Genomic DNA, 25363 nt, shown 5'->3' on the forward strand with positions numbered 1-25363 from the left:
CAGGCTGCGCGAGTTATAGGAACTCGCGCAGCTCGCGCTCGAGCTCGGTACGACCGCGCACGCCGAGCTTGCGATAGATGTTCGACAGGTGGTTGTCGACCGTGCGCACCGAAACCCCGAGTCGCTCGGCGATCTCACGGCTGCGCTCGCGGCGAGCCGCCGCGGTCGCGACCGTCCACTCCCGTTCGGTGAGGCCGGCATCGTCGCGCGCGTGCCTGGGGCGGGAGGGCGACACCACGGTGCGGGAGAGCTCGCTCGCGGTCACGCGGGCACGGCGCACGAGCATCCGGTCGTCCGGTTCCCACCCGGGCGCCGCTGACACGAGGCCGAACGCGAGCGCTCCGAGGCCGGCCGTCGTGAGCGCGGGGGCGAGCTCCACGGCCGCGGCCGCGTCGTGGTGCTCTCGGGCCTCTGCCGCCCTCCTCACAAGCTCGAGGAACGGGGCGCCCGAGGAGGCTGCGGCGCTCGACACGAGGTCGAGCACCTCGCCGCCGGAGGAGAGCCGCAGCGCCACGGTGGCCGTCAGAGCGGCGAGGAGGAGGTGGCCAGCCTCGACGCCGACGCGCACCGCCGACGTGAGCGCGGCGCTCGCCGACTCAGGGTCTCCCTCGGCCGCGGCGAGCCAGGCCTGCGCCTCCGCCGCCTGCAGGCGAACCTTGACGTCGTCGTGGTGGGCCGGCTCGAGCGCGTCGAGGAACGCGCGGGCACTGGCCTGATCACCGCGCTGAGCGTGCACGGTCGCCGCGAGGGCGAGCGCCGGGCCGAGGAGGCCCGTGAAGTCGCGCCACCGCAGCTGATCGACGGCGAGCACCGCGAGGGGAGCGGCATCGTGCAGTCGCCCGCCGTGGAGGTGGATGAGCGCGAGAGCGTACGACCACACTCCCGATGACTCCGCGAAGGGCTCGAGCCTGCGCGTCTCCGCGAATGCGCTCGCATCATCGATGCGGCCCCGCGCCACATCGACGAGGAACGCACTGAGGTCGAGCAGGCTCTCGCCGTACGGCACCACCTCGGCGAAGCGCGCGGCGAGCGGCCGACCCGAGGCGATGGCGGCGCTCGCGTCGTCGATGCGGCCGGCCATCGTCGCGATCATGGCTGTGCCGAGAGCGGCCGTGAGCTCGGCGGCATGCCCGGCTGCATGCTCGGCGGCATCCCCTGGGCCGGCGCCCGGGGCAGGGTCGGCGCCGCGGGCACGGTCGAGCGTTGCCGGCGGTATGACGTGCGAAGCGAGAACCTCGCGATCACCGGCCATGAGGCGCCACTTGGCGAGATCGGGCTCGAGCAGGGCGCGCCCGGTCGCATCCAGGTCGTCGAGGATGCTCACGATGCGGTCCGCCGCCGCCCGGGGCTCATGCCGCCGCAGCGCCGTGTGCTGCCCCCACCGCAGGTGCACGATGGCCAGAGTCTCCGCGGCCGCGCCTGCCCGCGCACTCGCCTCCGCCCGTGCGAAGGCCTCGTCAGCCTCCTCCACCCGTCCGAGAGCGGAGAGCGCGGCGGCGCGCGTCACGTGGGCCGTGGCGAGCGCGGGCGCATCCTCCTCGGTCGCGGTGGCGAGCACGCGGTCGGCCGCCGCGATCGCGCGCTCGTGATCGCCCACGGCATGCGCGTAGCGGGCCGCCCACAGCGTGTCGTCTCGCGCGACTGTCGCGCCAGCGTCGAGCAGAAGGCACACGGCCGTGAAGCGCACCGGCGGTGACGGGAGGGCGAGCAGACGGCGCGCCGCGGACTCCCGCAGACGGTTCCGCGCGGCGGGCTCGAGGTCGGCGAGAAGGGCCTCCGCGAAGATCGGGTGCGCCAGTCGAAGGTGCGCGCGGTCGCCCTCACCGCTCGCACCCTCACCGCCCGCACCCTCCCCGCTCGCCACGACGAAGCCCCCGGCGACGAGATCGTCCACCGTGTCGAGCTCCTCGGCACGCGTGGCGGTCGCCGGCCACGGCTGGGCGACGGCGAGCAGCTCGGCGAAGCGTCGCTGATCATCGCGAAGAGTGTCGAGGCGGCTCGCGACGGTGCCGATGATGTGCGGCGGCACGCGGCTGGGGTCGAGCTCGACGCCGTAGGGACCCGAGCGCACGCGGCCCGTGCGCTCGGCCGAGAGCACGAGCTCGCGCAGGAAGAGCGGGTTGCCACGGGTGACGTCGAACAGCGTGCGGAGCGTCTCGGGTCGCGGCTCGGCGCCGAGGCGGCGGCGCAGCAGCTCACGCGTCTGGTCAAGCCCGAGACCGGGCACCTCGGTCACCGTCACGAGGTCCTCGTGCAGAAGGCGCGCGAGCGCTCCCGTCATGGGGTGCTCGTCTCGGGCGGTGAGCAGAGCGGGCACGGCGAAGACGCGCACGAGCTGGTACAGCGCTGCAGCCGAGGTGGCGTCGAGCAGCGGCGCGTCGTCGACGACAAGCAGATAGGTGTCGGCGTGCGCTCCGACGAGCGCGATGAGCTGCTGCAGCCGGTCGGCGACGTCGTCGTGCGGCGCGAAGCGCTCAGCGCCGAGCAGGGGAGACAGGGCACCCAGCGGGACGTCGCGCAGCTCGTCGAGAGCGACGACGGGCACGATCGTGCGGCCCTTCGCGGCGAGCGCTGACGCGGCCGTCGCGGCCACGGTCGTCTTGCCCACCCCGCTGGGCCCGCGCAACACTTGTGCGCGTGCCGGGCGGGCGGCGAGCGCATCCACGAGCCGGTCGACGTGATCGGGGCGCGCGACGATCGGCCAAGACCCCATTCGTGTCAGCCTCTCGCTCAGATCACCGCGATTGCCCTGCCCGGCGCACCCCCAGGAAGACCGGTGACCGACTGTCGACGCTAGCAGTCGTGGGCGCGCTGGTCGCGGGCCTTTCCTGCGGATCCGGCACGAATCGCCATTCCGCGCGCGCGACGACGGCAGCATCCTGCGTCGACGCAACTTTCCTGCGTCGATCGCAACCACCGCTCGCGGCTCCGTCCCTAGGCTCGTCAGCAGCAGGGAGCCCGCACGGCGCGGGCACCGAACACGGCGATCGACGAAGGAGGGACCCATGACGCACGCAGAAGCGACGCACGCAGACGCAGCGCACGCAGAAGCACCGACGAGCGCGCGCACCATCATCGGAGAGCCCGAGGTCGTCGAGGACGGCGGTGCCCAGACGGATGCTGCGCTCACCGCCGCCGCGATCGTCGCCGACCCGGCATGGTCGCGCCTGAAGCAGGCCGCCGAGGCCATCCGCCCGCTGCAGGTGCACGACGGGAGCATCGTCGAGACGCGCTACCACGCTGAAGCGGCTCGGCAGGTCGCCGTGATCGTCGACGCGCTCGAGCACTTCGCCCCGGGCATCCCGTATGACGAGGCGTATCTGAGGGCCTGTGCAGCGGACTTCCGTGCGTGGGTCGCGGGAGGGTTCGGGATACCCGACTTCTTCGACGCGCTCGATGCGTTCCGGCCGGCGGCCGAGCGACGCGACGGCGTGGCGCACCTCGTGGTGTTCCCCATGTACACCCAGAACGGCTCGCCAGACCGGCTCATCGAAGCGGTCGTGTGCGAGGTCATCTGGCCCGAGTTCGTCGCGCAGCTCGAGGCCGGCGAGTACGGTAACGCGCTGTACCTCGGGTTGCGGTTCGCAGACTTCACCTCCGGCTACGACACGAACTCGGCCGTGCTGTTCCCCGAGTCGGTCGCGGTGACCCCGCGCGTGCCCGCAGGGAGCGGGCCGGGAGCGGCACCCGCCCTGCCCCCGTTCACGTGGGGGGCGATCTTCGCCGACCGGGAAGCTGCCCGCTACCGCCGAGTCGTGAGGGCGGCCGCAGAGACCACGCGGCTCGAGCTGCCCGATGACGCCGCACGGCTGCTCGACGACCAGCAGCTCGCCGAACGCACCTTCGTGATGTGGGACATGATCCACGACCGCACCCACATGCGCGGCGACCTGCCCTTCGACCCGTTCATGATCAAGCAGCGCATGCCGTTCTTCTTGTACTCCTTGGAGGAACTGCGCTGCGATCTGACGGCGTTTCGCGAGGCGGTGCGGCTGTGGCGCGCGGACGACACCGACAGCGTGACGCGCGAGCACGCGCGCCTCGTGCAGTACGCCGTCATCTTCGACCGCATCTTCCGCTTCGCCCTCACCGGCACGCGCGTGCGCAACTACGACGGTCTCGGCGGGCAGCTGCTGTTCGCCTGGATGCACCAGCGGGGCGTGCTGCACTGGACGGACACACGACTCACGATCGACTGGGAGGGGGTGCCCGACGTCGTCGTCGCGCTCTCCGACGCGATCAACGAGCTCTACTGGCGCTCGATCGACCGGCCGAAGGCGGCGCACTGGCTCGCCGCGTACGCCTTCCTCACGACGACGCTCACGCCGCACCCCGCGTCGGCCTGGGCGCGCGGGCTGCCCGACGACGTGCTCGCCGGGCCCCTCAAGGGGTACACCGACCTCGTCCTCGACGACGAGTTCCCCCTCTCGATGTTCTACGAGGCGCTGCAGAAGAAGATCGCGCCGGTCATCGAGTCGACCTCGGGAATCACGGGCACCGGCAGCGCGTGACGGGCGAGTCGAGCATCCAGGACCGCACGATCGTCGTCGCGGGCGCCGGCGGAGCCGCGGGGCGCGCGGTGTGCGCGTCGCTCACCGAGGCGGGAGCGCACGTCATCGCGGTCGGCTCTCGAGCCGAGTCCTTGACCGAGGTGGATGCGGCCGAGACCGCGGTCGTCGACCTCGCCGACCCGGTGGCGGTGAGCGGGTGGGCGGCCGAGCTTCGCGCGCGCCGGCCGAGCATCGACGGCGTCGTGCACCTCGTCGGCGGGTGGCGCAGCGGCTCCGACCTCGACGACTTCGACTGGCTCGAGCGCCGCGTGCTCACGACCCTGCGGGTGCTCAGCCGCGAGCTGCGCGACGACCTGAGCGCGTCGACCGCGGGTCGGCTCGCGATCGTGAGCTCAGCATCCGTCGCCGCGCCGCGATGGGGCATGGCCAACTACGTCACCCTCAAGTCTGCTGCGGAAGCGTGGACTCAGGCGCTCGCGACCGGCTGGCGGGTGAAGGGCACGCCGACCGCGGCCGTGACCTTCGTGGCGGGAGCACTCGAGGAGGGCGACACGATCGCCCAGCTCGCCGCGGCGTGCGTCGGGCTGTGGGAGCTCGGGCACGAGCAGCTCAACGGCGCGGTCGTGCACCTGGCTCCGTCGTGAGACGGATGCGCGGCGCGATGCGCGCGGGTTAGCGTTCTCGGGTGACTGTCGAGACCCGCGCGCCCTCCCCCGTCGACGCCGACGGCAACTGGGTGCGCCCGACGCCGGGTGTCGCTGGCATGCGCACCGACGGACTGCTCGCTCTGGGAATCGCCGTGGGTGCCTCGCTCGCGATTCTGCTGTACGCCTCGGCGGAGTTCTTCGACGAGCCGCCCGAGCCGTGGATGGCCGCGCTCGTCGTGCTCGGCATCTCGGGCCCGCTCGTGTGGCGCAGGGTCGCGCCCATCACCGTCACCGTCGTCATCTCGATCGTCTACGTCTGCGCCCTCTACAACAAGGTGCCCGAGGTGCTGTTCAGCAACATCGCGCTGTTCATGGCGATGTACTCGATCGGAGCGTGGTCGTCGTCGCGTCGGCACGCGCTCGTGGCGCGCATCGTCGTCGTGGTCGGCATGTTCGGGTGGCTGTTCTGGGAGATCACCCGAGCCGCCTTCGACACCTCTCTCGCCCCCGAGGACTCGGGCATCGGCCTCATCGCCCCCGGCGTGGCCATCGGGCTCATCAGCATCGTGACCAACATCCTCTACTTCGCGGGAGCGTGGGCCTTCGGCGACCGGGCATGGAGTGCCGCGCGCGAGAGGGCCGAGCTCGAGGCCCGCACGCACGAGCTCGAGGCGGAGCGCGAGCTCACCGCTGCGCAGGCGGTCACCCTCGACCGCGTCCGCATCGCCCGCGAGCTGCACGACGTCGTCGCCCATCACGTCTCGGTCATGGGCATCCAGGCGGGCGCGGCACGGCGGGCGCTCGGCGCCGACGCCCCCGCTCCGGCGATCACGGCCCTCGGCTCGGTGGAGACCTCGGCACGCGACGCCGTCGACGAGCTGCACCGCCTCGTGACCACCCTGCGCGGCATCGGCGGCGAAGGCGAGGCGACGGATGGGCCGAGCACGCGCGGCACAGCGCAGCTCGAGGCCCTCATCGACGACGTGCGCGACACGGGCCGCACCGCGAGCTTCACGATCGTCGGCGAGCGGCAGCCGCTCTCCCCCGTCATCGACACGACGCTCTACCGCGTCGCGCAAGAGGCGGTCACGAACAGCCTCAAGCACGCGGGGGCGAGCGCGACGATGGATGTTCGGCTGCGATTCACCCCGGAGCGCGTCGAACTCGAGGTGACCGATACCGGCCACGGTGCGCGCACGGTGCAGGGTGCGACGAGCTCGGTCGGCGGACTCGGCCAGATCGGCATGCGCGAGCGCCTCGCCGCGATCGGAGGAGCGCTCGAGGCGGGGCCGCGCAAGCGCGGCGGGTACCTCGTGCGGGCAACGGTGCCCCTCGTCGTCACCGAGCAGGCTGGCGCATGAGCGACCCTGCTATCCGTGTCCTCCTCGTCGACGACCAGGATCTCGTGCGCGCGGGCTTCCGCGTCATCCTCGAGAGCGAGCCGGGCATCGAGGTCGTCGGGGAGGCCGCCGACGGTGCGCGCGCGCTCGACGCCGCGCGCGAGCTGCGACCCGATGTCATCTGCATGGACGTGCAGATGCCGGGCGTCGACGGGCTCGAGGCGACGCGGCGGATCCGTTCCGAGGGGCTCGAGCCGGGCATCCTCGTTCTCACGACCTTCGACCGCGACGACTACCTGTTCGCCGCCCTCGAAGCGGGCGCGAGCGGGTTCCTGCTCAAGAACGCGAGCCCCGAGAAGCTGCTCGAAGCCGTGCGCGTCGTCGCGGCAGGCGAAGCGCTCCTCGCCGCCGATGTCACCCGCCGTGTCATCGAGCGCGTCACCGCGAACCGAGAGCGGCCAGCACCCGACGGACGCCTCGACGAGCTCACCGAGCGGGAAGCCGAAGTGCTGCGGCTGCTCGCGCGGGGGTTGAGCAACGGCGAGATCGCCCGCGAGCTGTACCTCGGCGAGGCGACCGTCAAGACGCACGTCTCCAAGATCCTCCTCAAGCTCGGGCTGCGCGACCGCGTGCACGCCGTCGTCTTCGCCTACGAGAACGGCGTCGCCGTGCCGGGCGAGAGCGGGCTCGGCGCGTCATCCTCCTGACGGAGCAACGACCCCCCGCTCGGTGGATGCGGGCGCCACACGGTGCGACCTAGCGTGGAGTTCACCAGGAGAGGAGCACCATGCTGCAGATCGAGAACGTCACCAAGTCGTTCGGCGACCGCACCGCGCTCGACGACGTGAGCTTCGGGGTCGGCGCCGGGCGCCTCACCGGCTTCGTCGGCGGCAACGGGGCGGGCAAGACCACGGCGATGCGCATCATCCTCGGTGTGCTCGCGAGCGACAGCGGCCGCATCACGCTGCACGGTGAGCCGCTCACCGCCGACGACCGCCGACGCTTCGGCTACATGCCCGAAGAGCGCGGGCTGTACCCCAAGATGCGCGTGCACGAGCAGCTCGTCTACCTCGCGCGTCTGCGCGGAGTGCGGGCGCGAGACGCTGCCGTGCGGGCCGACGAGCTCATCGACCGCCTCGAGTTGACCGAGCGCCGCGACGAGCCCATCGAGAAGCTCTCCCTCGGCAACCAGCAGCGCGCCCAGATCGCCGCGGCCCTCGTCCACGACCCCGACGTGCTCGTGCTCGACGAGCCCTTCTCGGGCCTCGACCCGATGGCCGTCGAGACGGTTCTCGGCGTGCTCGGCGAGTTCGCCGCCCGGGGAGCCCCCGTACTGTTCTCCAGTCACCAGCTCGACCTCGTCGAGCGCCTGTGCGACGACCTCGTCATCATCGCCGGCGGGGCCATTCGCGCCGCGGGGCCACGGGACGAGCTCCGCGCCGCCAACACCGGCTCCCAGTGGGAGCTCCTGAGCGGGGAGGACGCCGGCTGGGTGCGCGACATCCCCGGCGCGACCGTGCTCGAGTTCGACGGCGGCTACGTGCTCTTCGAGGCCGACGCCGACGCCGCCCAGGTCGTGCTGCAGCGCGCCGCCGCCCTCGGCGCCGTGCACAGCTTCACCCCCCGCCGACCCACCCTGACCGAGATCTTCCGAGAGGTCGTGAAGTGATGAGCACCACCCCCGCCACCAGCACCGCCGCCACCCGCGGCCCCGCCACCTCGCCTGCCCCGCGCTTCCGCGAGTCCGTCACCCTCGTCGCCGGCCGCGAAGTCACCCAGAAGCTGCGCTCCAAAGCCTTCGTCATCTCGACGATCATCCTCATGCTCGTCGTGCTCGCCTCCATCGTCATCGGCGGGCTCGTCTCCCGCAACCAGGGAGACACCCCCGTCGCGGCCGTCGGCGTCGTCGCCGAGCAGCTCGAGGGCCTTCCCGGCATCGAGGTCACCGAGGTGCCCACGCGCGCAGAAGCCGAGACCCTCGTGCGCGACGGGGAGGTCGACGGCGCCGCCGTGCCGCTCGACGACCCCGCCGAAGGCGGCCCCGCAATCGAGGTCATCGGGCTCGAAGGGGCGCCGGGCATCCTCATTCAGGCCCTCTCGATCGCCCCCGAGGTGACCCTCCTCGACGAGCCGGAGGTCGACGGCTTCATCGTCTACTTCGTGGCCCTCGGCTTCGGCATCGTCTTCTTCATCTCCGCCGTCACCTTCGGCGGCACGATCGCGCAGAGCGTCGTGGAGGAGAAGCAGACGCGCGTCGTCGAGATCCTGCTGTCGTCGATCTCCTCGCGCGCCCTGCTCGCCGGCAAGGTGGTCGGCAACTCGATCCTCGCCTTCGGCCAGATCATCGCGATCGCCGTGCTGGCCGGCATCGGGCTCATGGTGATCGGGCAAGACATCCTCATCAGCGACCTCGGGGTCTCGGTCGCCTGGTTCCTCGGCTTCTTCGCCATCGGCTTCGTGCTGCTCGCCGCCATGTACGCGGCGTCGGCGGCACTCGTCTCCCGCATGGAGGACGTCGGCTCGGTGCTGACCCCGGTCACCTACCTCGTGATGATCCCGTACTTCCTCGTCATCTTCTTCAACGACAACGAGCTCGTGCTGGGCATCATGTCGTACGTGCCGTTCTCCGCCCCGGTCGGGATGCCCATGCGCATCTTCCTCGAGACCGCCCAGTGGTGGGAGCCCCTGGTCTCCCTCGCGATCCTCGTCGCCACAACCGTCGTCGTGGTCGCGCTCGGGGCCCGGATCTACGGCAACTCGCTCCTGCGCACCGGGTCGCGCGTCAAGCTCGGCGAGGCCCTGCGCGGCTGACCGGCGGCGCTCACGACAGTCAGCCGCGAAACCGCGGCGGGTGCGGGAGAATGGGCTCGTGACGAGACTCCACGACTCCACCCGCCGCGGTTTCGCGAGCGACAACTACGCCGGCGTGCACCCCGAGGTGCTGACGGCTCTGGCCGAGGCCAACGAGGGCCACCAGGTCGCCTACGGCGAAGACCAGTACACCGAGCGCCTCGGCGAGGTGATGCGGCAGGAGTTCGGCGAGCATGCCGAGGTGTACCCCGTCTTCAACGGCACGGGCGCCAACGTGCTCGCGCTCACCGCGCTCATGCCGCGCTGGGGCGCCGTGATCTGCAGCGCGACCGCGCACATCCACACCGACGAGGGCGGCGCCCCCGAGCGGGTGAGCGGGCTGAAGCTGCTGCCCGTGCCGACGCCGGACGGCAAGCTCACCCCGGAGCTCATCGCGATCGAGGCCTTCGGCTGGGGCGACGAGCACCGCGCCCAGCCGCTCGTCGTGAGCATCACGCAGACGACCGAGCTCGGCACGCTCTACACAGCCGACGAGATTCGCGCGATCGCCGACTACGCGCACGCGCACGGCATGGCCCTGCACCTCGACGGCGCCCGCATCTGGAATGCCGCCGCCGCGCTCGGCACGTCGTTGCGCGCGTTCACCGCCGACGTGGGAGTGGACATCCTCTCTCTCGGCGGCACCAAGAACGGGCTCCTCGGCGCCGAGGCGATCGTCGTGATCGACCCCTCCCGCGCCCCGGGCCTCACCTACCTGCGCAAGATGTCGATGCAGCTCGCGAGCAAGATGCGCTTCGTGAGCGCGCAGCTGCTCACGCTCTTCGAGGGCGGCCTCGGCGTGCGCTCCGCGGGCCACGCCAATGCCATGGCAGCGCGCCTACGCACCGGGCTCGAGACGATGATCGCGCGGGGAGAGGTGCCCGAGGGCTCGCTGTCGTTCAGCCAGCCGACCCAGGCCAACGCCGTCTTCGCGGTGCTCGAGAACGATGCGGCCGACCGCATTCGCGAGAAAGTGCGCTTCTACGACTGGGACCGCGCGCGCGGCGAAGTGCGCTGGATGTGCGCCTTCGACACGAGCGCCGACGACATCGACGCCTTCCTGCGCATCGTGCACCACGAGCTCGGCAGGTAGGGCGCAGCCGGGCGTACGCTGAGCCTCATGCGCTTCGGACTCTTCATTCCCCAAGGCTGGCGGCACGACCTGGTCGACATCGACCCCGACGAGCAGTGGGCGGTGATGAAGCGCCTCGCGCAGCACGCCGACGCGGGCCCGTGGGAGTCGATCTGGGTCTACGACCACTTCCACACCGTCCCCGTGCCGAGCGAGGAGGCGACGCACGAGGCGTGGACCCTCATGTCGGCGTTCGGCGCCGTCACCGAGCGCGTGCGCCTCGGGCAGATGTGCACGTGCATGGGCTACCGCAACCCCGCGTACCTCGCCAAGGTCGCCGCGACGGTCGACCACGTCTCGCACGGGCGCGTCGAGATGGGCATCGGCGGCGGCTGGTACGAGCACGAGTGGAACGCCTACGGGTACGGGTTCCCGGAGATCGGAGACCGCCTGCGGATGCTCGACGAGGGCGTGCAGATCATGCGGCAGGCCTGGTCGGAGGGGACCGCGACGCTGAACGGCCGCTACTACAAGGTCGAGGGCGCGATCGTTCGGCCCCTGCCGGTGCAGAAGCAGGGCATCCCGTTCTGGATCGCCGGAGGCGGTGAGAAGGTCACGTTGCGCATCGCCGCGCAGTACGGGCAGTACACGAACTTCGCCGGCACCCCCGAGGAGTTCACCCACAAGAGCGAGGTGCTGCGCGGGCACTGCGAGCGGCTCGGCACGAGCTTCGACGCCATCACGCGGTCGTCGAACTACAACACCGTCGTCGGGCGCGACGAGGCCGAGGTCGCCGAGCGCATCGCCACCATCGAGGCGCGGCTCACGCGGTACCTCGGGGCCGAGCGTGCGGAGAAGGCCGTCGCCGATCTGCGCAACGGTCGCGGGCTTGCGGGAACCCCTGAGCAGATCATCGAGCAGTTGCAGGGCATGCAGCAGCTCGGCATGACCTACGCGATCACCTACTTCGCCGAGGCGGCCTACGACACGAGCGGCATCGAGCTGTTCGAGCGCGAGGTCGTGCCCGCGCTCGTCTAGGCCCTGCCGCCCGAGCCCCTGCCGCCCAAGCCCCTCCCGCCCCGAGCCCTCACCGCCTGCGCCGTCGACACTGTGCCGCTACGCGGCAACTGTGCTGTCGCGAACGAGCACACTGGCGATTCTGAAGCACAGTCGTCGGGGCGACGGGCGACGGGGCGCGTCCGCATTGACAGACATCGATATAGCTGAGTACATTGATGTTCATCGATGTTTACAGGAGGTGACGACATGACCATGTTCACTGAGGACGGCTGCTGCGGCGGCGTCTGCTGCTGACACGACACCGGTTGCGCACCGCGCGCATCGGCCCTGCCGGCCAGCGCGGTGCGCGACCCCTCTCACTCACGTCAGCACGACCCTCCAGAAAGGAACCGAGCGTGAGCGATGCGCTCTTCTCCAGCCTCACCGCAGGCCTGCTCGCCGGGTACGCGATCGCGATCCCGGTCGGGGCGATCGCGGCGCTCCTCATCACGCATGGCGCGCGCCACGGCGCACGCGTCGCCGCGGGCGGCGCACTCGGTGCCGCGACGGTTGACGGCCTCTACGCGACGATCGCCGTCGTGGCAGGAGCAGCCATCGCGCCGGTCATCGTGCTCATCGAAGAACCTCTCCGCTGGCTCTCCGTCATCGTGCTCGTCGCGCTCGGCATCATGATCGCGCTGCCCGGGCTGCGCGCAGCGCCGAGGCACGTGCCGCCGATCAGCGCGGATGCTCCCACCGACGCAGCCCCGGCCGACGCAGCCTTGGCCGACGCAGCCTTGAGCGACACGACCCCGGCGCCCGCCCCGTCCGGCAGCACGGCGACGGCCTCGCGCACGACCACCGCGCGCCGGCTCTTCCTCACCGTCGGCGCCCTCACGCTCGTGAACCCCGTGACGGTCGTCTACTTCGCCGCGCTCATCGGCAGCTCGACGCTCGCCCTCGACGCCTCGCCGCTCGAGCGCATCGTCTTCGTCGCGGCGGCGTTCGCCGCCTCGCTCAGCTGGCAGCTGCTGCTCACGACCGCGGGCGCCCTGGCGGGCCGGGCCCTCGTCGGGCCGATCGGCGCGCGCATCACGGCCCTCGTGGGGGGCGGCATCATCATCCTCCTCGCCGTGCGCGCGGCGTGGGGCGGCTGAGCGGACCTGCGACCTCAGACCTCCATGCGCGAGACGACGAGGCCGTCCGTGCCCTCGGGGGCGACGTCGACGCGCACCACGTCGCCGTCGGCGATCGTGCTCGAGAGAATCGCGCGGGCGAGGGCGTCGTCGATCTCGTGCTGCATGAGGCGACGCAGCGGCCGCGCCCCGTACACGGGGTCGTAGCCGCGCTCGGCGAGCCACGTGCGAGCATCCGGCGTCACCGCCAGCTGCAGGCGACGGTCGACGAGGCGGCGCTCGAGGCGATCGATCTGCAGCGACACGATCTGGCCGAGATCGTCCGTCGTGAGCGGTGCGAACACCACGATGTCATCGAGCCGGTTGACGAACTCCGGCTTGAAGGCCTGACGCACCATGTCGTTCACGCCGGCGACCTTCGCCTCCCACTCGAGCGACGGGTCGATGAGCAGCTGCGAGCCCAGGTTCGAGGTGAGGATGAGGATCGTGTTGCGGAAGTCGACGGTGCGACCCTGGCCATCGGTGAGCCGGCCGTCGTCGAGCACCTGCAGCAGCAGGTCGAAGACCTCGGGGTGCGCCTTCTCGACCTCGTCGAGCAGGATCACCGAGTAGGGGCGGCGACGCACGGCCTCGGTCAGTTGGCCGCCCTGCTCGTAGCCCACGTAGCCGGGAGGGGCGCCGATGAGGCGCGAGACGGCGAACTTCTCCCCGTACTCGCTCATGTCGATGCGCACGAGCGCCTTCTCGTCGTCGAACAGGTAGTCGGCGAGCGCCTTCGCGAGTTCGGTCTTGCCGACGCCGGTCGGGCCGAGGAAGAGGAACGAGCCGGTCGGGCGGTCGGGGTCGCTGATGCCCGCGCGCGTGCGGCGCACCGCCTCCGACACGGCCACGACGGCATCTTTCTGACCGATGATGCGCTTGCCGAGCTCCGCCTCCAGGGTCAGCAGCTTCTCCGTCTCGCCCTGCGTGAGCTTGTCGACGGGGATGCCCGTCCAGGCCGCCACGACCGCGGCGATGTCCTCGTCCGTCACCTGGTCGTTGACCATGCGCGGGCCGCTCTCGGCCGACTCGGCCTCAGCGAGCTGCGTCTCGATGCCCGGGATCACCTCGTAGTTGAGGCGCGAGGCCTCCTGGTACTGCCCCTCGCGCATGGCGCGGTCGAGCTCGATGCGCGCGTCGTTGAGGCGCGTGCGCAGGTCGCCGACGGCGGTCAGGCCCGACTTCTCGGCCGCCCAGCGCTTCTGCAGGGCATCCCGCTCGGCGGTCTTCTCGGCCAGCTCGCCGCGCAGCTTCTCGAGCCGGGCCTTCGACGCGTCGTCCTTCTCCTTCTTGAGGGCGAGCTCCTCGATCTCGAGGCGCGTCACGGCGCGCTTGAGCTCGTCGAGCTCCACAGGGCTCGACTCGATCTCCATCTTGAGCCGGCTCGCCGCCTCGTCGACGAGGTCGATCGCCTTGTCGGGCAGCTGGCGCGCGGTGATGTACCTGTTGCTGAGCGAGGCAGCCGCGACGAGCGCGCTGTCGGCGATCGAGACCTTGTGGTGCGCCTCGTAGCGCTCCTTGAGGCCGCGCAGGATCGCGACCGTGTCCTCGACGCTCGGCTCGCCGACGTAGACCTGCTGGAAGCGGCGCTCGAGCGCGGCGTCCTTCTCGATGAACTCGCGGTACTCGTTGAGCGTCGTCGCGCCGATGAGACGCAGCTCACCTCGGGCGAGCATGGGCTTGAGCATGTTCGCTGCCGCGACCGAGCCCTCACCGCCACCGGCGCCCATGAGGGAGTGCAGCTCGTCGATGAACGTGATGACCTGGCCGTCGGAGTCGTCGATCTCCTTCAGAACGGCCTTGAGACGCTCCTCGAACTCGCCTCGGTACTTGGCGCCGGCGACGAGGGCTGCGAGGTCGAGGCCGACGAGCTGCTTGTCCTTGAGCGAGTCGGGCACGTCGCCCGCGACGATGCGCTGGGCGAGCCCCTCGACGACGGCGGTCTTGCCGACGCCGGGCTCGCCGATGAGAACGGGGTTGTTCTTCGTGCGGCGGCTGAGCACCTGGCTCACGCGGCGAATCTCGGCGTCGCGGCCGATGACGGGGTCGAGCTTGCCGGAGCGGGCGATCTCGGTGAGGTTGACGCCGTACTGCTCGAGGGCAGACTTCTGGGCCTCCTGGCTGGAGGGGGCGCCTTGCATGTTGGCCATCGTGTTCTCCTGCGGGGCAGAGGGTGCGCGGCAATGTTGAGTCGCGGTGACTCAAGTTTACGCCGCGGCGCTCGACTCCGCTAGCGGATGCCCGTTCCGAGGCTCTGCTCACGGCGAACACGCAGGCCGCTCACGAGCGGGGAATACTCCGCCGGGGCAATCGCTTGAAGCCCACCATGACGACTCTCGGCATCATCGGCTCCGGCAACATCGGCTCGCAGCTCGCCCGCTCTTTCGCGAGGCTCGGGCACGACATCGTGATCGCGAACTCGCGCGGCCCCGCCTCGCTCGAGGGGTTCGCCGCCGAGGTCACGGCGGCCGGAGGGGGCACGGTCACCCCGGGCACCGTCGAGGAGGCCTCCCGTGCGGGCGAGATCGTGGTGCTCACGGTTCCGCTCGGCGTCGTGCCGAGCATCCCGAGCGAACCGCTCGCGGGGCGCATCGTGATCGACACCAACAACTACTACCCCGCCCGCGACGGCAGCATCTCCGAGCTCGACGAGGAGCGCCTCACGACCGCGGAGTGGGTGGCCCGCCACCTGAGCGGGTCGACCGTCGTGAAGGCGTTCAACCACATTCCCGCCGCCGACATCACGGCCCACGCGGAGCCCTCGGGCAGCCCCACGCGTCGGGCCCTCATGGTGTACGGCGACGATGACGCGGCGGTGCGGCGTGTGAGCGAGCTCGTCGAGGCGATCGGCTTCGACGCGATCGTCGGCGGGCCGCTCAGCGACAGCTGGCGCATTCAGCGGGATGCCCCCGGCTACGGGCCGCGATTCGCCGCGGCCGAGCTGCGGGAGCAGCTCGCGGCCGTGCGCAGCTACGGCGAGCGGTAGCTCACCCGGCGCTCGTCAGCGCCGCCGCGAGACGGTCACCGTGAACTTCGGCCCGCGGGAAACCTGCCGCGTCGGGCCCACCGCGCGCTCGAGGGCGGGCGCATAGTCCAGGTGGCTGTTCCACACGCTCCACAGCTGCCCGCCAGGGCGCAGCACGCGCCCCGCCTCGGCGAAGAGCCTCAGCGCGACGCCGGTGTGCACGGCCGCCCCGACGTGGAACGGCGGGTTGAGCACGATGAGGTCGGCGCTGTCGGTCGGCTGCGTCGACAGGCCGTCGTCCTGCACCGTGTCGACCTCGACGCCGTTGGCATCGGCCGTGAGACGTGCGCTCTCGACGGCGACGGCAGAGACATCGGTCGCGATGACCCTCGCTGTGGGAGCGCGGCGCGCGAGCGCGACGGCGAGCACGCCGGTGCCGCACGCCAGGTCGATCGCGGTCTCGTAGGCGGGCCACTGCTCGGCGACCTCCAGGAGGGCGCGCGTGCCGATATCGAGGGATGCCCCGCCGAACACCCCCGCGTGCGCGACGATGCGCAGGCCGTGCTCGGGCACCTCGCCCACGGCGGGCTCGAGCGGCGTGACGTCGCGCGGCTCTCGCGCGGTCAGCAGCCGCGCCTTCTGCCGCGCGAGCGAGACGTCGACCCGCTGCCAGCTGCGGCGCAGCACGTCGTTCTGGGTCGGCGTCATGTGCTTGACCATGTTGCCCGCGAGCAGGACGGCATCGGGGTGGGCGGAGCGAGCGACCTCGCGCGCGATCGCGTCGAGTCGGTCGAGCGAGCGCGGCAGGCGCAGAAAGATGAGGTGGGCATCCCCCGAGACGACGTCGGCGAGCGCATGGTGGCTGATCGCCGCGACGCCCGTGTCGGTGACATTGGCCTCGAGAGCACGGCGGGCCACGAGCGAGTCCTGGTGCACGCGCACGCGCTGCGCACCGAGCGCGAGGGCGCCGAGGGTCAGCGCCCCGTGGGTGTCCTCGATGACGGCGACCTCGGCGGGCCGGTCCCGCAGCCAGGGCTCGGCCGTGTCGAGCAGGTAACGGTCGGCGGCGTCCCAGGCCCGCAGCTCGGGCGTCTCGACGTCGGGCCGCCGCCGAAGCTCGTGCAGCAGGGAGTCGAGGGGGCTCGTCGCGGGTTTGGTCACCTGCCACACCCTAGGTGTTTGCTGTCGGCGCGCGGTGTCACTACCCTCTCTCGGCGGGGATCTGCCCCGCCGCTCTGGATGACGACCGAGGTGAGAGAGACCATGAACCTGCTCCGCGCCCTTGCCCCCGCGGCCGCCGCCGCCCTGATCCTCTCGGGATGCTCGGGGCCGGCTGGGCCCGCCGGCTGCGAGCTCGACCTGGAGCTCTCGAACGCCGAGTCGGGCGTGAGCACGACTCTCACCGAAGCGGTCGCGATCAGCGTCGCCGACGGAGCCGGCTACACGGTCTTCGCCTCGGACTTCCCCTTCGGGGAGGAGGTCTCGGCGTTCTTCGACCCCGACGTGCCCGACGGCGGCAACCTCGCCTGGATCTCCCTCACGGTCTTCAACGCGGAGGGCGACGTGCCCCCGATCGAGGAGGGGCAGGTCATCCCCGCGGGCACGCAGTCGGGCGAGCACGTTCTCGTGGTCGTGCACGCGGCCGCCGACGCGGAGTACGGCCAGAACGCGGGAGTGACCGGTCAGGCGACCGTCACGGGCGTCGGCGATCGGCTGTGCGCCGAGATCGAGTACGAGGACGACCAGAAGAGCCTGACCGGCACGATCGGGGTCGACGTCACGGTGCGCGGGTAGCGCGCCGCCTCGCACGCAGGGAGAGTCACTCGCCGAGCAGGTGGCGTCGGGTTGCCTCGGTGCGGGACGAGACGCCGAGCTTCTCGTAGATGCGATAGAGGTGGTTGGCCACGGTCTTCGCGCTGATGCCGAGCCGAGCTGCAACCTGCTGATTGCCGAGGCCGCGCGCGACCTCATCGAGCACTCGGCGTTCGGCCGCTGTCAGCGCGTCGGCGTTCGCCCCTCGAGTGGCGCCCCGTCCACCCCGAGTCTGCAGTTCCTGGTCGAGCCGGTGAGCCCAGGGCCGTAGCCGAAGGGCTGCGAGGCCGTGCTGCATCTCCGCCGTCACAGGTCGTCGTTCTGACTCACTGTCACCGACCGCATGCAGGGCGCGCAGCTGCAGCATTCGCGCGCGAACACGGTCGAGGCGATCGTCGGCTGCGCGCAGTGAGCGTGCCGCCGCCGCCGCTGAGCCCACCGACCGCGCCGGGTCGCGCTCGAGCAGCACGAGCCCGCGAGCGAGCTCCGCGGTGGCCCTGGTCCACCGGCGCGCACCCGGCCTGCGGGCGAAGGACTCGAGGTCGTCGACGAGATCGCAGGCCGCGCCCGTCTCTCCGAGAGCGCAGTAGGCGTCGACGAGCTCGTACGCCCATCGCGCGACCTGCGGCGTCAGCCCTCCGTTGGCTTGCTCGAAGAACCGCGCTCGCTCGAGGCACTCCACCGCCTCCTGCCAGTCCATCGCCGTCGCCGCGACCACTCCCGCGTGCGCATCGAGGAAGTACCGAGCACCTTCGACGCCCAGATCATCGGCGATCTCGTACCCGAGGGTCAGATCGTCCCTCGCGGCCGCGAATTCGCCCCGATAGCCCGCAATGCGGGCGCGCATGCCCAGCCAGAACGGTGCGAAAGCACGCTGCCCCGCCCCCAGACTGATCGCTATCGCCTCGTCGAGCTGCACCAGGGCATCGTCGAGTCGGGATGAGCGCAGGCGCAGGTCGGCGAGTGCGCCGTGCGCCATGGCCAGAGTCGTGCGCGCGCCCGCTCGTCTCGCGCCGGCGACGATCGCGGCCATGAGGCGCGCGCCCTCGACGTAGCGCTCCGCGTAGCCGAAAGCCCGGCCGATGTGCAGACCGAACAGAGGGTCGGAGCGCACTGCGGAGCGCACGTCGAGACTCGCGAGGACGTCGGTGAGGAAATCGGCGCCCGCGCCCTCGTCGACGGCGCTCACGGCGTGAGCACGCACCACGCGCAGCGCCCCCTGCTCGCCCTCGTCGGCAGGCACCTCGCGCAGAGCGCGGTCGGTCGTGTCGAGCAACGCTGGAACGTCGCCGAGCATTCCGAGGGGTATCGACATGGCACCGAGCACGGAGGCCCGCCGGGCCGCAGGAACGCGATCGAGTGCCGACTCCAAACGGTCGCGCGACCGCGCAGCATCGCCGCCGACTGCCTCCAATGCGGCAAGGAGCATCTCTGCCGTCACGAGCTGGTCGTCGCTCAGCGCCGGGCTCTCGGTCTCCAGAAGCCTCGCGAGACGCGCTCGACCGCGCGCCGCATCACCGGCGATGGCGTGGGCCTCCGCCGCCCGCAGACGCACCGCGGCACCCTCCGCCCCAGGAGGAGCGAGGTCCGCCGCCCGCTCGAACAGCACGGCGGCCGTGTCGGCCGCACGCTGGCGCAACGCCGCCTCCGCCGCATCGACCAGTTCTCGGGCAAGACGCGAGTCATGACCGACCGCGGCGAGGGCGCGATAGAGGAGAGCTTGCCCGGCGGGCAGAGAACGCACCTCGGCGAGGGATCCCGCGATGGTGCGCTGCCGCGCGGCGTCCACGCTGCCACGGACCGCGTCCCGCAGCAGCGGATGGAAGGGCTGCAGGCGCCCCTCCCGCACCGTCAGGAGGCCGTCGCGCTCGAGCTCGCCGAACGCCGTCGCCGTCGCTCGCGTGTCCCCCACCACGTCGCGCACCACGCCCCACTCGCCGTCGATCGACACCATCGCGACCTCCAGCAGGGCGCGTGCCGGGGGCGAGAGTCGGGTGAGCGGCCGTGTCAGGAGGCTCCGCAAGTCACCCAGGAGCGTCATGGGCTCGGGAAGAGGATCGGTTCCAGCCAGCTGCTGAGTCGTCAGAGCACCTGGCAGATTGCGCAGCGCCAGCGGGTTTCCCTCAGCGAGCTCCATGAGCCTCGACACGACTGACTCGTCGATGGGCCGCCCCGCGCTCTCGAGGAGCAGCCGCCGAGCATCCACGGGTGGCAGTCCCGCGAGGGCGACGAGATCGAAGCCGTCCGCGAACTGCGTGAGGGCGTCGGAGGGGCGGCCAGCCGCGACCACGAGAAGGCCCTGACCGCCGTAGCGGCGCAGGGCCGTCCCGATGGCCGTGAGACTCGCTGGATCGAGTTCGTGGAGATCGTCAAGCAAGAGCGCGATGGGTGCCTTGCGGGCCTGACGGGCCCAGGAGCGCGTGAGCGCGTCCGCCGCTCGCAAGGGGTCCAGACAGCGATCCAATCGGTGCGGTCGCGCGGCCTCCGCCGCCGCTCGCAGTCCACGCGCGTCCTCGCGCGCGACCCCCCGCACCAGTCTCGCGCCGTCGCCGATGCGGGCGCTCAGCTCGGCGAGAAGAGTCGACTTGCCAATGCCGGGCGAGCCCTGCACCACGTGAATGCGTACAGCGCCGTCGACCACGTGGGACCAGCTCGACTGATAGCGCGCCACGAGCTGCGATCGTTCGAGGAGGCGCACCATGGTCATGACAGGTTAACCGACACCGACTCAGCCATCGCGGACTAGGAAATATTGCCCATGGCCGCGGTGTCGCGAGCACGCTTACGGTCGGAGGCATGATGCCTCGCCTCCTGACCACATCCGCCATCGCCATCGTCGTCGCTCTCGCCCTCGGCGGCTGCGTCACCACCACTACGGAAGAGGGAGTGCGCACCGTCGACGAGCAGCAGTCGAGCACCGACGTGCGAGTCGATGGCTCGACCTGGAGCGCTGCCTTCCCCGGTGAGGTCACGCAGAGCCAGCAGCCGTTTCCCGTGGACGGCATCGGGGAGCTCACGGCAGATCTCACTGTCTGGGAGACCGACACGGAGGCCATGCTCGTGCAGGTCGTGGCTCTGCCCGAGGGCGACGGAGAGGCTGCAGCGAACCTGCTCCAGACGGGAGCGAGCCTGGGATCGGTCGTGGCGGGTTCCCCGCTCCTGGATGGCGACGGAACCTTCCGAGGCCTCCCCGCGGTCGTCGTCGAGGCCGACCAGGACGGCGCCCTGCTGGAGCTGCTCGCCTTCGTCGACGACACGACGCTGTACCAGCTCATCCACGTCAAGTCCGACCCGGGTGCCGCCGACCGACTTCCTGCGCTCGCTGCGAGCTTCGAGCTGCGCTGATGACCCCTCCTCGAGTGGCAGGGCTAGCACTCACTGTCGCCGCGGTCGCGGCCCTCGCTGGGTGCACGGCGGGCAGCGGGCCGACGTGCACGACGTCGGTCGCGCTCGTAAGCGACCGCGCCGATGGTGCCGTCGAGCTGTCGAACGCGAGCGCCCAGCTGCAGCTCGAGGGTCGCGTCATCGCCCTGTTCGCCACCGACTACGCGCAAGACGGGCTCACCGCTCCCGGGCGCCAGCCCGAGATGGCGCCTGATGGCACGCTCCTGTGGATCGATCTGGGAGACCCGAGCGGCATGGGCGAACCACTCTCCCTCGCCGCCGGCGACTCAGTGGAGTTCGGTGCCGGTGACCCGCCGATCATCGCTAGTCACTGGACACCCGAACGCTTCGACATGCTCGCGCCGGATGCGACGGGAGCGGTCGAGGTACGGCAGCTGGGGGAGAGCGTCTGCGTCGATGTGGATCTGCAAGGGGACGCCTTCAGGGTGAGCGGGACGATCTCGGCTCCGCTCGACATCGCTCCCTGATCGGGCGAATCAGCCCCGGCGGAACGGTCGCCAGACGACGACCTGGTTCGACTTCTGCGCGCGCGTTCCCGCCTTGAGCGAGATGACCTCGCCCTCCGCGCCGGCGGCGAAGACGCGGCGCCCCGGCTTGGAGAGCAGCTCGTCGGCGAGCGCCGTCTCGAGCTCGCGCACGCGGCGACGCAGCTCGGTGACCTCGTTCTCGAGCTCGAGGATGCGGCGGATGCCCTCGAGGTTGAGACCCTCGCCGCTGAGTCGGGCGATCTCGCGCAGCTGCACGACGTTGCGCATCGAGTAGCGGCGACTCTGCCCCGCCGTGCGCGTCGGCGACACGAGCCCGAGGCGGTCGTACTGCCGCAGGGTCTGGGGGTGCATCCCGGCCAGCTCCGCAGCGATCGCGATCGCGAACATGGGGGTGTCCTCGTCCACCTGGTCTCCTCCCACGTCGCTCCCGCCTCGGCTCATTGTGTCGCGCGCTACCCGCGGGCGCGAGCGATGAGGTCGTCTCGAGGGTTCTCGGCCGGCAGCGTCGCCGCGAACTCGCGCAGCTTCTTCGTACCCTCGGCGCTCACGTGCGCGGGCACCGCGACCTGCACGGTCGCGAGCAGGTCGCCCGTTCCCTTCGGCGTCGTCACGCCGCGGCCCTTCACGCGCAGCACGCGGCCGCTCGGTGTTCCCGGAGCGACCTTGAGCTTGACCGGGTCGCCCCCGAGGGTCGGCACCTCGATCGTCGCGCCGAGGGTCGCCTCGACGAAGGTCACGGGCACGTCGACGCGCAGGTTGAGACCGTCCCGCTCGAAGACGGGATGCTTGCGCACCGAGACCGTGAGCACGAGGTCACCGGCGGGACCGCCGTCGATGCTGCGCTCGCCCTTGCCCTTGAGGCGGATCTTCTGACCGTCCGAGACCCCCGCGGGGATCTTGACCGTGAGCGGCTTGCCGCCTTGCCGCTCGAGCGTGACGGTGTCCCCCTGGATCGCGGTGAGGAACTCCAGGGACACCGAGGCGGTCTGGTCGCGACCCTTGGTCGGGCCGCCGTAGCCGCGGAAACCGCCCGTCGTCTGGCCGAACCGGCCGTCGCCGAACATGCCGCCGAAGATGTCCTCGAAACCGCCAGCGCCGCCTTGCTGGGCGCGGCGACCACCGGCGCCGCCGCCGAACATGCCGCCGAAGACGTCCTCGAATCCGCCCTGCCCGCCGCCGCCGGCGGTGAAACGGGCTCCCGAGCCCATCGCGCGCAACTGGTCGTACTCGGCGCGCTGGGCCGGGTCGGCGAGGACGGCGTGCGCCTCGCTGATCTCCTTGAAGCGCGCCTCCGCAGTCGCGTCGTCGGGGTTCGAGTCAGGGTGGTACTTGCGAGCGAGGGCACGATAGGCCTTCTTGAGGTCTGCCGCCGAGACGTCCTTCGGCACGCCGAGAACGGCGTAGAAGTCCTTCTCGAACCAGTCGTTGCTGGCCATGTCGCCCTCCTAGTTCTCGGGAACCGAGACGGCCACCTTCGCCGGGCGCACGAGCTTCTCCCCGAGGGCGTAGCCGACCTCGATCACATCGGCGACGGTGTTCGACGTCGCCTTCGCGCTCGGCAGCTGCACGAGAGCCTCGTGCAGGGCCGGGTCGAAAGGCTCGCCGATCTCGCCCACGCGTCGCAGGCCGTACCGCTCGAAGCTGCTGCGCATCTTCTGCGCCACGAGTTCGAGCGGGCTGCCCTCGAGGTCGCCGTGCGAGGCCGCACGATCCAGGTCGTCGATCGCCGGCAGAAGGGAGCGGATCACCTCGGCGACGACCGCTTCGCGGTTCGCCGCGCGATCGCGCTCGACGCGCGTGCGGAAGTTCGCGAGCTCGGCCTCCGCGCGCGCAGCGCGGTCCCGGTACTCCTCGATCTCCTTCGCCCCAGCCTCCGAGAGGATGTGGTCGATGTCGGCGTCGAGAGAGTTGCCCGACTCCGAGACCTCCACGTCGGCATCCTCGACGGCGAAGAGCTCGTCGAGCTCCTCGGCATCCGTCGTCGCGCCGTCCTCGGCGAGAGGGGCGTCGTCGTCGCGAGCAGCCTGATCGCTGTGCTCGTCACCGTGTTCGTCGGCCGCGGCCGGGGTGGGGGTGCCCTCCTCGGGCACCTCCGCCCCGTCCTCGTTCTTGCGCTTCTTGGCCGCCATCGGCTTACTTCTTGTCCTTGTCGGCGTCCGAGTCAGACTTCTCGTCCTCGTCGTCGACGATCTCGGCGTCGACGACGTCCTCATCGTCGTCCTCGGCCGGCGCCTCGGGCTGCTCGCCCGCGGCGGCTTCCGCCTGCGAGGCCGCGTAGATGGCCTCGCCGAGCTTCGTCTGAGACTGGTTGAGGGTGTCGAACGCCGACTTCACGGCGTCGTCGTCGTCACCGGCGAGCGCCGTCTTGAGAGCATCCACATCGGCCTGCACCTCGCTCTTGACGTCGTCGGGGAGGTTCTCCTCGTTCTCCTTGATGAGCTTCTCGATCGAGTAGGCGAGCTGCTCGGAGTTGTTGCGCAACTCGGCCTTCTCGCGACGCTCCTTGTCCTCGGCGGCGTGCTCCTCGGCCTCGCGGATCATGCGCTCGATGTCGTCCTTCTCGAGCGAGGATCCGCCCGTGATGGTCATCGACTGCTCCTTGCCGGTGCCCTTGTCCTTCGCGCTCACGTGCACGATGCCGTTGGCATCGATGTCGAAGGTCACCTCGACCTGAGGGATGCCCCGAGGCGCGGGCGCGATGCCGGTGAGCTCGAACGTGCCGAGGTTCTTGTTGTCCCGCGTGAACTCGCGCTCGCCCTGGAAGACCTGGATCGCCACGGAGGGCTGGTTGTCGTCCGCCGTCGTGAAGGTCTCACTGCGCTTGGTCGGGATGGCCGTGTTGCGCTCGATGAGCTTGGTCATGATGCCGCCCTTGGTCTCGATGCCGAGGCTGAGGGGCGTGACGTCGATGAGCAGGACGTCCTTGCGCTCGCCCTTGAGGACGCCCGCCTGGAGGGCCGCGCCCACGGCGACGACCTCGTCGGGGTTGACGCCCTTGTTGGGCTCCTTGCCGCCTGTCATCTTCTTGACGAGCTCGTTGACCGCGGGCATGCGGGTCGAGCCGCCGACGAGCACCACGTGGGCGATGTCGTCGACCTTGACCCCGGCCTCCTTGATGACATCTTCGAAGGGCTTCTTGGTGCGGTCGAGCAGGTCGCTCGTGAGCTCTTCGAACTTGGCGCGGCTCAGCGACTCGTCGAGGTTGGCTGGGCCGTTCTCGGTGAGCGAGAGGTACGGCAGCTGGATGTTGGTGCTCGTGGAGCTCGAGAGCTCCTTCTTCGCCTGCTCGGCGGCCTCCTTGAGGCGCTGCTTGGCGATCTTGTCCTTCGTGACGTCGACGCCCGTCGAGTCCTTGAAGCGCTTGACGAGGTAGTCGACCACGCGCTCATCCCAGTCGTCGCCGCCGAGCCGGTTGTCACCGGAGGTCGCCTTGACCTGGATGGTGCTGAAGTCGTCGTCCTTGCCCACCTCGAGCAGGCTCACGTCGAAGGTTCCGCCACCGAGGTCGAAGACCAGGATGAGCTCGTCCTCCTTGCCCTTGTCGAGCCCGTAGGCGAGGGCCGCCGCGGTCGGCTCGTTGATGATGCGCAGCACGTTCAGCCCCGCGATCTCGCCGGCCTCCTTCGTGGCCTGGCGCTCAGCGTCGTTGAAGTAGGCGGGCACGGTGATGACGGCGTCGGTGACGCTCTCGCCCAGGTACTGTTCGGCGTCGCGCTTGAGCTTGGCGAGAATGCGCGCGCTGATCTCCTGCGGCGTGTACTTCTTGTCGTCGATCGCCTGGGTCCAGTCGGTGCCCATGTGGCGCTTGACGCTCGCGATGGTGCGGTCGACGTTGGTGACGGCCTGGCGCTTGGCGGTCTCGCCGACGAGCACCTCGCCGTCCTTGGTGAAGGCCACGACGGAGGGCGTGGTGCGGAAGCCCTCTGCGTTGGCGATGACGGTGGGTTCTCCACCTTCGAGGACGGAGACGACGGAGTTGGTGGTTCCGAGGTCGATGCCGACGGCACGTGCCATGGTGGTGCTCCTTCTGGTGTTGGGGTGACGCTCTGAAGTCGGGGGCGCGAAAGGTTGAGTCGCGCGATATCAAGTTTGAGAGACC

Annotated in this window: 21 protein-coding genes; 13 read left to right on the forward strand and 8 right to left on the reverse strand. The window is 70.8% G+C overall.

The genetic code is table 11. The features are described from left to right. Positions 1 to 13: 13 nt before the first annotated feature. The gene (locus IE160_RS12005; RefSeq protein ID WP_191151243.1) at positions 14 to 2713 is read right to left on the reverse strand and encodes a helix-turn-helix domain-containing protein; all 2700 of its coding nucleotides are present in this window, start codon (positions 2711 to 2713) and stop codon (positions 14 to 16) included. A 292-nt stretch (positions 2714 to 3005) separates the two neighbouring features. On the opposite strand from IE160_RS12005, the gene IE160_RS12010 reads away from it, so the two are divergent. From IE160_RS12010 to IE160_RS12050, 9 genes are all read left to right on the forward strand, one after another. After that, a complete protein-coding gene (locus tag IE160_RS12010; protein WP_191151244.1) occupies positions 3006 to 4511 on the forward strand; it encodes a DUF6421 family protein in 1506 nt (501 codons plus the stop codon). Further along, entirely contained in the window at positions 4508 to 5155 is a 648-nt protein-coding gene (locus tag IE160_RS12015; protein WP_191151245.1) for an SDR family NAD(P)-dependent oxidoreductase, read from the forward strand. The genes IE160_RS12010 and IE160_RS12015 overlap by 4 nt, the downstream gene beginning before the upstream one ends. Positions 5156 to 5196: 41 nt before the next feature. Continuing rightward, on the forward strand, positions 5197 to 6519 hold the full coding sequence (locus IE160_RS12020; protein ID WP_191151246.1) for a sensor histidine kinase: 1323 nt from the start codon (positions 5197 to 5199) through the stop codon (positions 6517 to 6519). After that, positions 6516 to 7205 (forward strand): response regulator, encoded by a 690-nt coding sequence (locus IE160_RS12025; protein WP_191151247.1) that lies wholly within the window; start codon positions 6516 to 6518, stop codon positions 7203 to 7205. The genes IE160_RS12020 and IE160_RS12025 overlap by 4 nt, the downstream gene beginning before the upstream one ends. Positions 7206 to 7285: 80 nt before the next feature. Then, the gene (locus IE160_RS12030) at positions 7286 to 8167 is read left to right on the forward strand and encodes an ABC transporter ATP-binding protein (protein ID WP_179872765.1); all 882 of its coding nucleotides are present in this window, start codon (positions 7286 to 7288) and stop codon (positions 8165 to 8167) included. Next, positions 8167 to 9309, forward strand: a complete 1143-nt coding sequence (locus tag IE160_RS12035; protein ID WP_179872766.1) for an ABC transporter permease — start codon at positions 8167 to 8169, stop codon at positions 9307 to 9309. Before IE160_RS12030 ends, IE160_RS12035 begins: the two co-directional genes overlap by 1 nt. 58 nt (positions 9310 to 9367) lie before the next feature. Then, the gene (locus IE160_RS12040; RefSeq protein WP_191151248.1) at positions 9368 to 10441 is read left to right on the forward strand and encodes a threonine aldolase family protein; all 1074 of its coding nucleotides are present in this window, start codon (positions 9368 to 9370) and stop codon (positions 10439 to 10441) included. Between the two features lie 27 nt (positions 10442 to 10468). Further along, positions 10469 to 11458, forward strand: a complete 990-nt coding sequence (locus IE160_RS12045; protein WP_179872768.1) for an LLM class F420-dependent oxidoreductase — start codon at positions 10469 to 10471, stop codon at positions 11456 to 11458. 377 nt (positions 11459 to 11835) lie between these two features. Then, complete coding sequence (locus IE160_RS12050) at positions 11836 to 12576, forward strand: LysE family transporter (RefSeq protein ID WP_191151249.1); 741 nt, start codon at positions 11836 to 11838, stop codon at positions 12574 to 12576. Positions 12577 to 12590: 14 nt separating this feature from the next. On the opposite strand, the gene IE160_RS12055 is transcribed toward IE160_RS12050, so the two are convergent. After that, positions 12591 to 14744 carry an ATP-dependent Clp protease ATP-binding subunit gene (locus IE160_RS12055; protein WP_179872770.1) on the reverse strand — a complete coding sequence of 718 codons (2154 nt, stop codon included), beginning with the start codon at positions 14742 to 14744 and terminating at the stop codon, positions 12591 to 12593. A 176-nt stretch (positions 14745 to 14920) separates the two neighbouring features. Here IE160_RS12055 and IE160_RS12060 point away from each other — a divergent pair, with 176 nt between their 5' ends. Then, positions 14921 to 15580: an NADPH-dependent F420 reductase gene (locus IE160_RS12060; protein WP_191151250.1), complete on the forward strand. Its 660-nt coding sequence runs from the start codon at positions 14921 to 14923 to the stop codon at positions 15578 to 15580. A gap of 15 nt (positions 15581 to 15595) precedes the next feature. Here IE160_RS12060 and IE160_RS12065 read toward each other — a convergent pair whose 3' ends face one another. Then, positions 15596 to 16720: a class I SAM-dependent methyltransferase gene (locus IE160_RS12065; RefSeq protein ID WP_224744492.1), complete on the reverse strand. Its 1125-nt coding sequence runs from the start codon at positions 16718 to 16720 to the stop codon at positions 15596 to 15598. Positions 16721 to 16822: 102 nt separating this feature from the next. Here IE160_RS12065 and IE160_RS12070 point away from each other — a divergent pair, with 102 nt between their 5' ends. After that, a complete protein-coding gene (locus IE160_RS12070) occupies positions 16823 to 17353 on the forward strand; it encodes a hypothetical protein (RefSeq protein WP_191151251.1) in 531 nt (176 codons plus the stop codon). Between the two features lie 25 nt (positions 17354 to 17378). Here the strand turns inward: IE160_RS12070 and IE160_RS12075 are convergent, their stop codons facing one another. After that, positions 17379 to 20078, reverse strand: coding sequence for a helix-turn-helix transcriptional regulator (locus IE160_RS12075; RefSeq protein WP_191151252.1), 2700 nt, complete (start codon positions 20076 to 20078; stop codon positions 17379 to 17381). Positions 20079 to 20167: 89 nt separating this feature from the next. On the opposite strand from IE160_RS12075, the gene IE160_RS12080 reads away from it, so the two are divergent. Continuing rightward, positions 20168 to 20716: a hypothetical protein gene (locus IE160_RS12080; protein ID WP_191151253.1), complete on the forward strand. Its 549-nt coding sequence runs from the start codon at positions 20168 to 20170 to the stop codon at positions 20714 to 20716. Positions 20717 to 20730: 14 nt separating this feature from the next. Then, positions 20731 to 21243, forward strand: a complete 513-nt coding sequence (locus IE160_RS12085; RefSeq protein ID WP_191151254.1) for a hypothetical protein — start codon at positions 20731 to 20733, stop codon at positions 21241 to 21243. A 9-nt stretch (positions 21244 to 21252) separates the two neighbouring features. On the opposite strand, the gene IE160_RS12090 is transcribed toward IE160_RS12085, so the two are convergent. The 4 genes from IE160_RS12090 to dnaK are packed head-to-tail and all read right to left on the reverse strand — an operon-like array spanning position 21253 to position 25278. Then, positions 21253 to 21705 (reverse strand): heat shock protein transcriptional repressor HspR, encoded by a 453-nt coding sequence (locus IE160_RS12090; protein ID WP_502708741.1) that lies wholly within the window; start codon positions 21703 to 21705, stop codon positions 21253 to 21255. Between the two features lie 11 nt (positions 21706 to 21716). Next, a complete protein-coding gene (locus IE160_RS12095) occupies positions 21717 to 22700 on the reverse strand; it encodes a DnaJ C-terminal domain-containing protein (RefSeq protein WP_191151256.1) in 984 nt (327 codons plus the stop codon). A gap of 9 nt (positions 22701 to 22709) precedes the next feature. Further along, complete coding sequence (locus IE160_RS12100) at positions 22710 to 23393, reverse strand: nucleotide exchange factor GrpE (protein WP_191151257.1); 684 nt, start codon at positions 23391 to 23393, stop codon at positions 22710 to 22712. A gap of 4 nt (positions 23394 to 23397) precedes the next feature. After that, positions 23398 to 25278 carry a molecular chaperone DnaK gene (dnaK, locus tag IE160_RS12105; RefSeq protein WP_179872776.1) on the reverse strand — a complete coding sequence of 627 codons (1881 nt, stop codon included), beginning with the start codon at positions 25276 to 25278 and terminating at the stop codon, positions 23398 to 23400. Positions 25279 to 25363 lie beyond the last annotated feature (85 nt).

It is taken from the genome of Chryseoglobus sp. 28M-23, assembly GCF_014789785.1.
Classification (GTDB): domain Bacteria; phylum Actinomycetota; class Actinomycetes; order Actinomycetales; family Microbacteriaceae; genus Microcella; species Microcella indica.

Excerpts from the sequence above, each read along its gene's own strand:
- IE160_RS12005 (WP_191151243.1), bottom strand. The coding sequence starts at position 2,713 with ATGGGGTCTTGGCCGATCGTCGCGCGCCCCGATCACGTCGACCGGCTC.
- IE160_RS12010 (WP_191151244.1), top strand. The coding sequence starts at position 3,006 with ATGACGCACGCAGAAGCGACGCACGCAGACGCAGCGCACGCAGAAGCA.
- IE160_RS12025 (WP_191151247.1), top strand. The coding sequence starts at position 6,516 with ATGAGCGACCCTGCTATCCGTGTCCTCCTCGTCGACGACCAGGATCTC.
- IE160_RS12030 (WP_179872765.1), top strand. The coding sequence starts at position 7,286 with ATGCTGCAGATCGAGAACGTCACCAAGTCGTTCGGCGACCGCACCGCG.
- IE160_RS12035 (WP_179872766.1), top strand. The coding sequence starts at position 8,167 with ATGAGCACCACCCCCGCCACCAGCACCGCCGCCACCCGCGGCCCCGCC.
- IE160_RS12045 (WP_179872768.1), top strand. The coding sequence starts at position 10,469 with ATGCGCTTCGGACTCTTCATTCCCCAAGGCTGGCGGCACGACCTGGTC.
- IE160_RS12055 (WP_179872770.1), bottom strand. The coding sequence starts at position 14,744 with ATGGCCAACATGCAAGGCGCCCCCTCCAGCCAGGAGGCCCAGAAGTCT.
- IE160_RS12060 (WP_191151250.1), top strand. The coding sequence starts at position 14,921 with ATGACGACTCTCGGCATCATCGGCTCCGGCAACATCGGCTCGCAGCTC.
- IE160_RS12070 (WP_191151251.1), top strand. The coding sequence starts at position 16,823 with ATGAACCTGCTCCGCGCCCTTGCCCCCGCGGCCGCCGCCGCCCTGATC.
- IE160_RS12075 (WP_191151252.1), bottom strand. The coding sequence starts at position 20,078 with ATGACCATGGTGCGCCTCCTCGAACGATCGCAGCTCGTGGCGCGCTAT.
- IE160_RS12080 (WP_191151253.1), top strand. The coding sequence starts at position 20,168 with ATGATGCCTCGCCTCCTGACCACATCCGCCATCGCCATCGTCGTCGCT.
- IE160_RS12090 (WP_502708741.1), bottom strand. The coding sequence starts at position 21,705 with ATGAGCCGAGGCGGGAGCGACGTGGGAGGAGACCAGGTGGACGAGGAC.
- IE160_RS12095 (WP_191151256.1), bottom strand. The coding sequence starts at position 22,700 with ATGGCCAGCAACGACTGGTTCGAGAAGGACTTCTACGCCGTTCTCGGC.
- IE160_RS12100 (WP_191151257.1), bottom strand. The coding sequence starts at position 23,393 with ATGGCGGCCAAGAAGCGCAAGAACGAGGACGGGGCGGAGGTGCCCGAG.
- dnaK (WP_179872776.1), bottom strand. The coding sequence starts at position 25,278 with ATGGCACGTGCCGTCGGCATCGACCTCGGAACCACCAACTCCGTCGTC.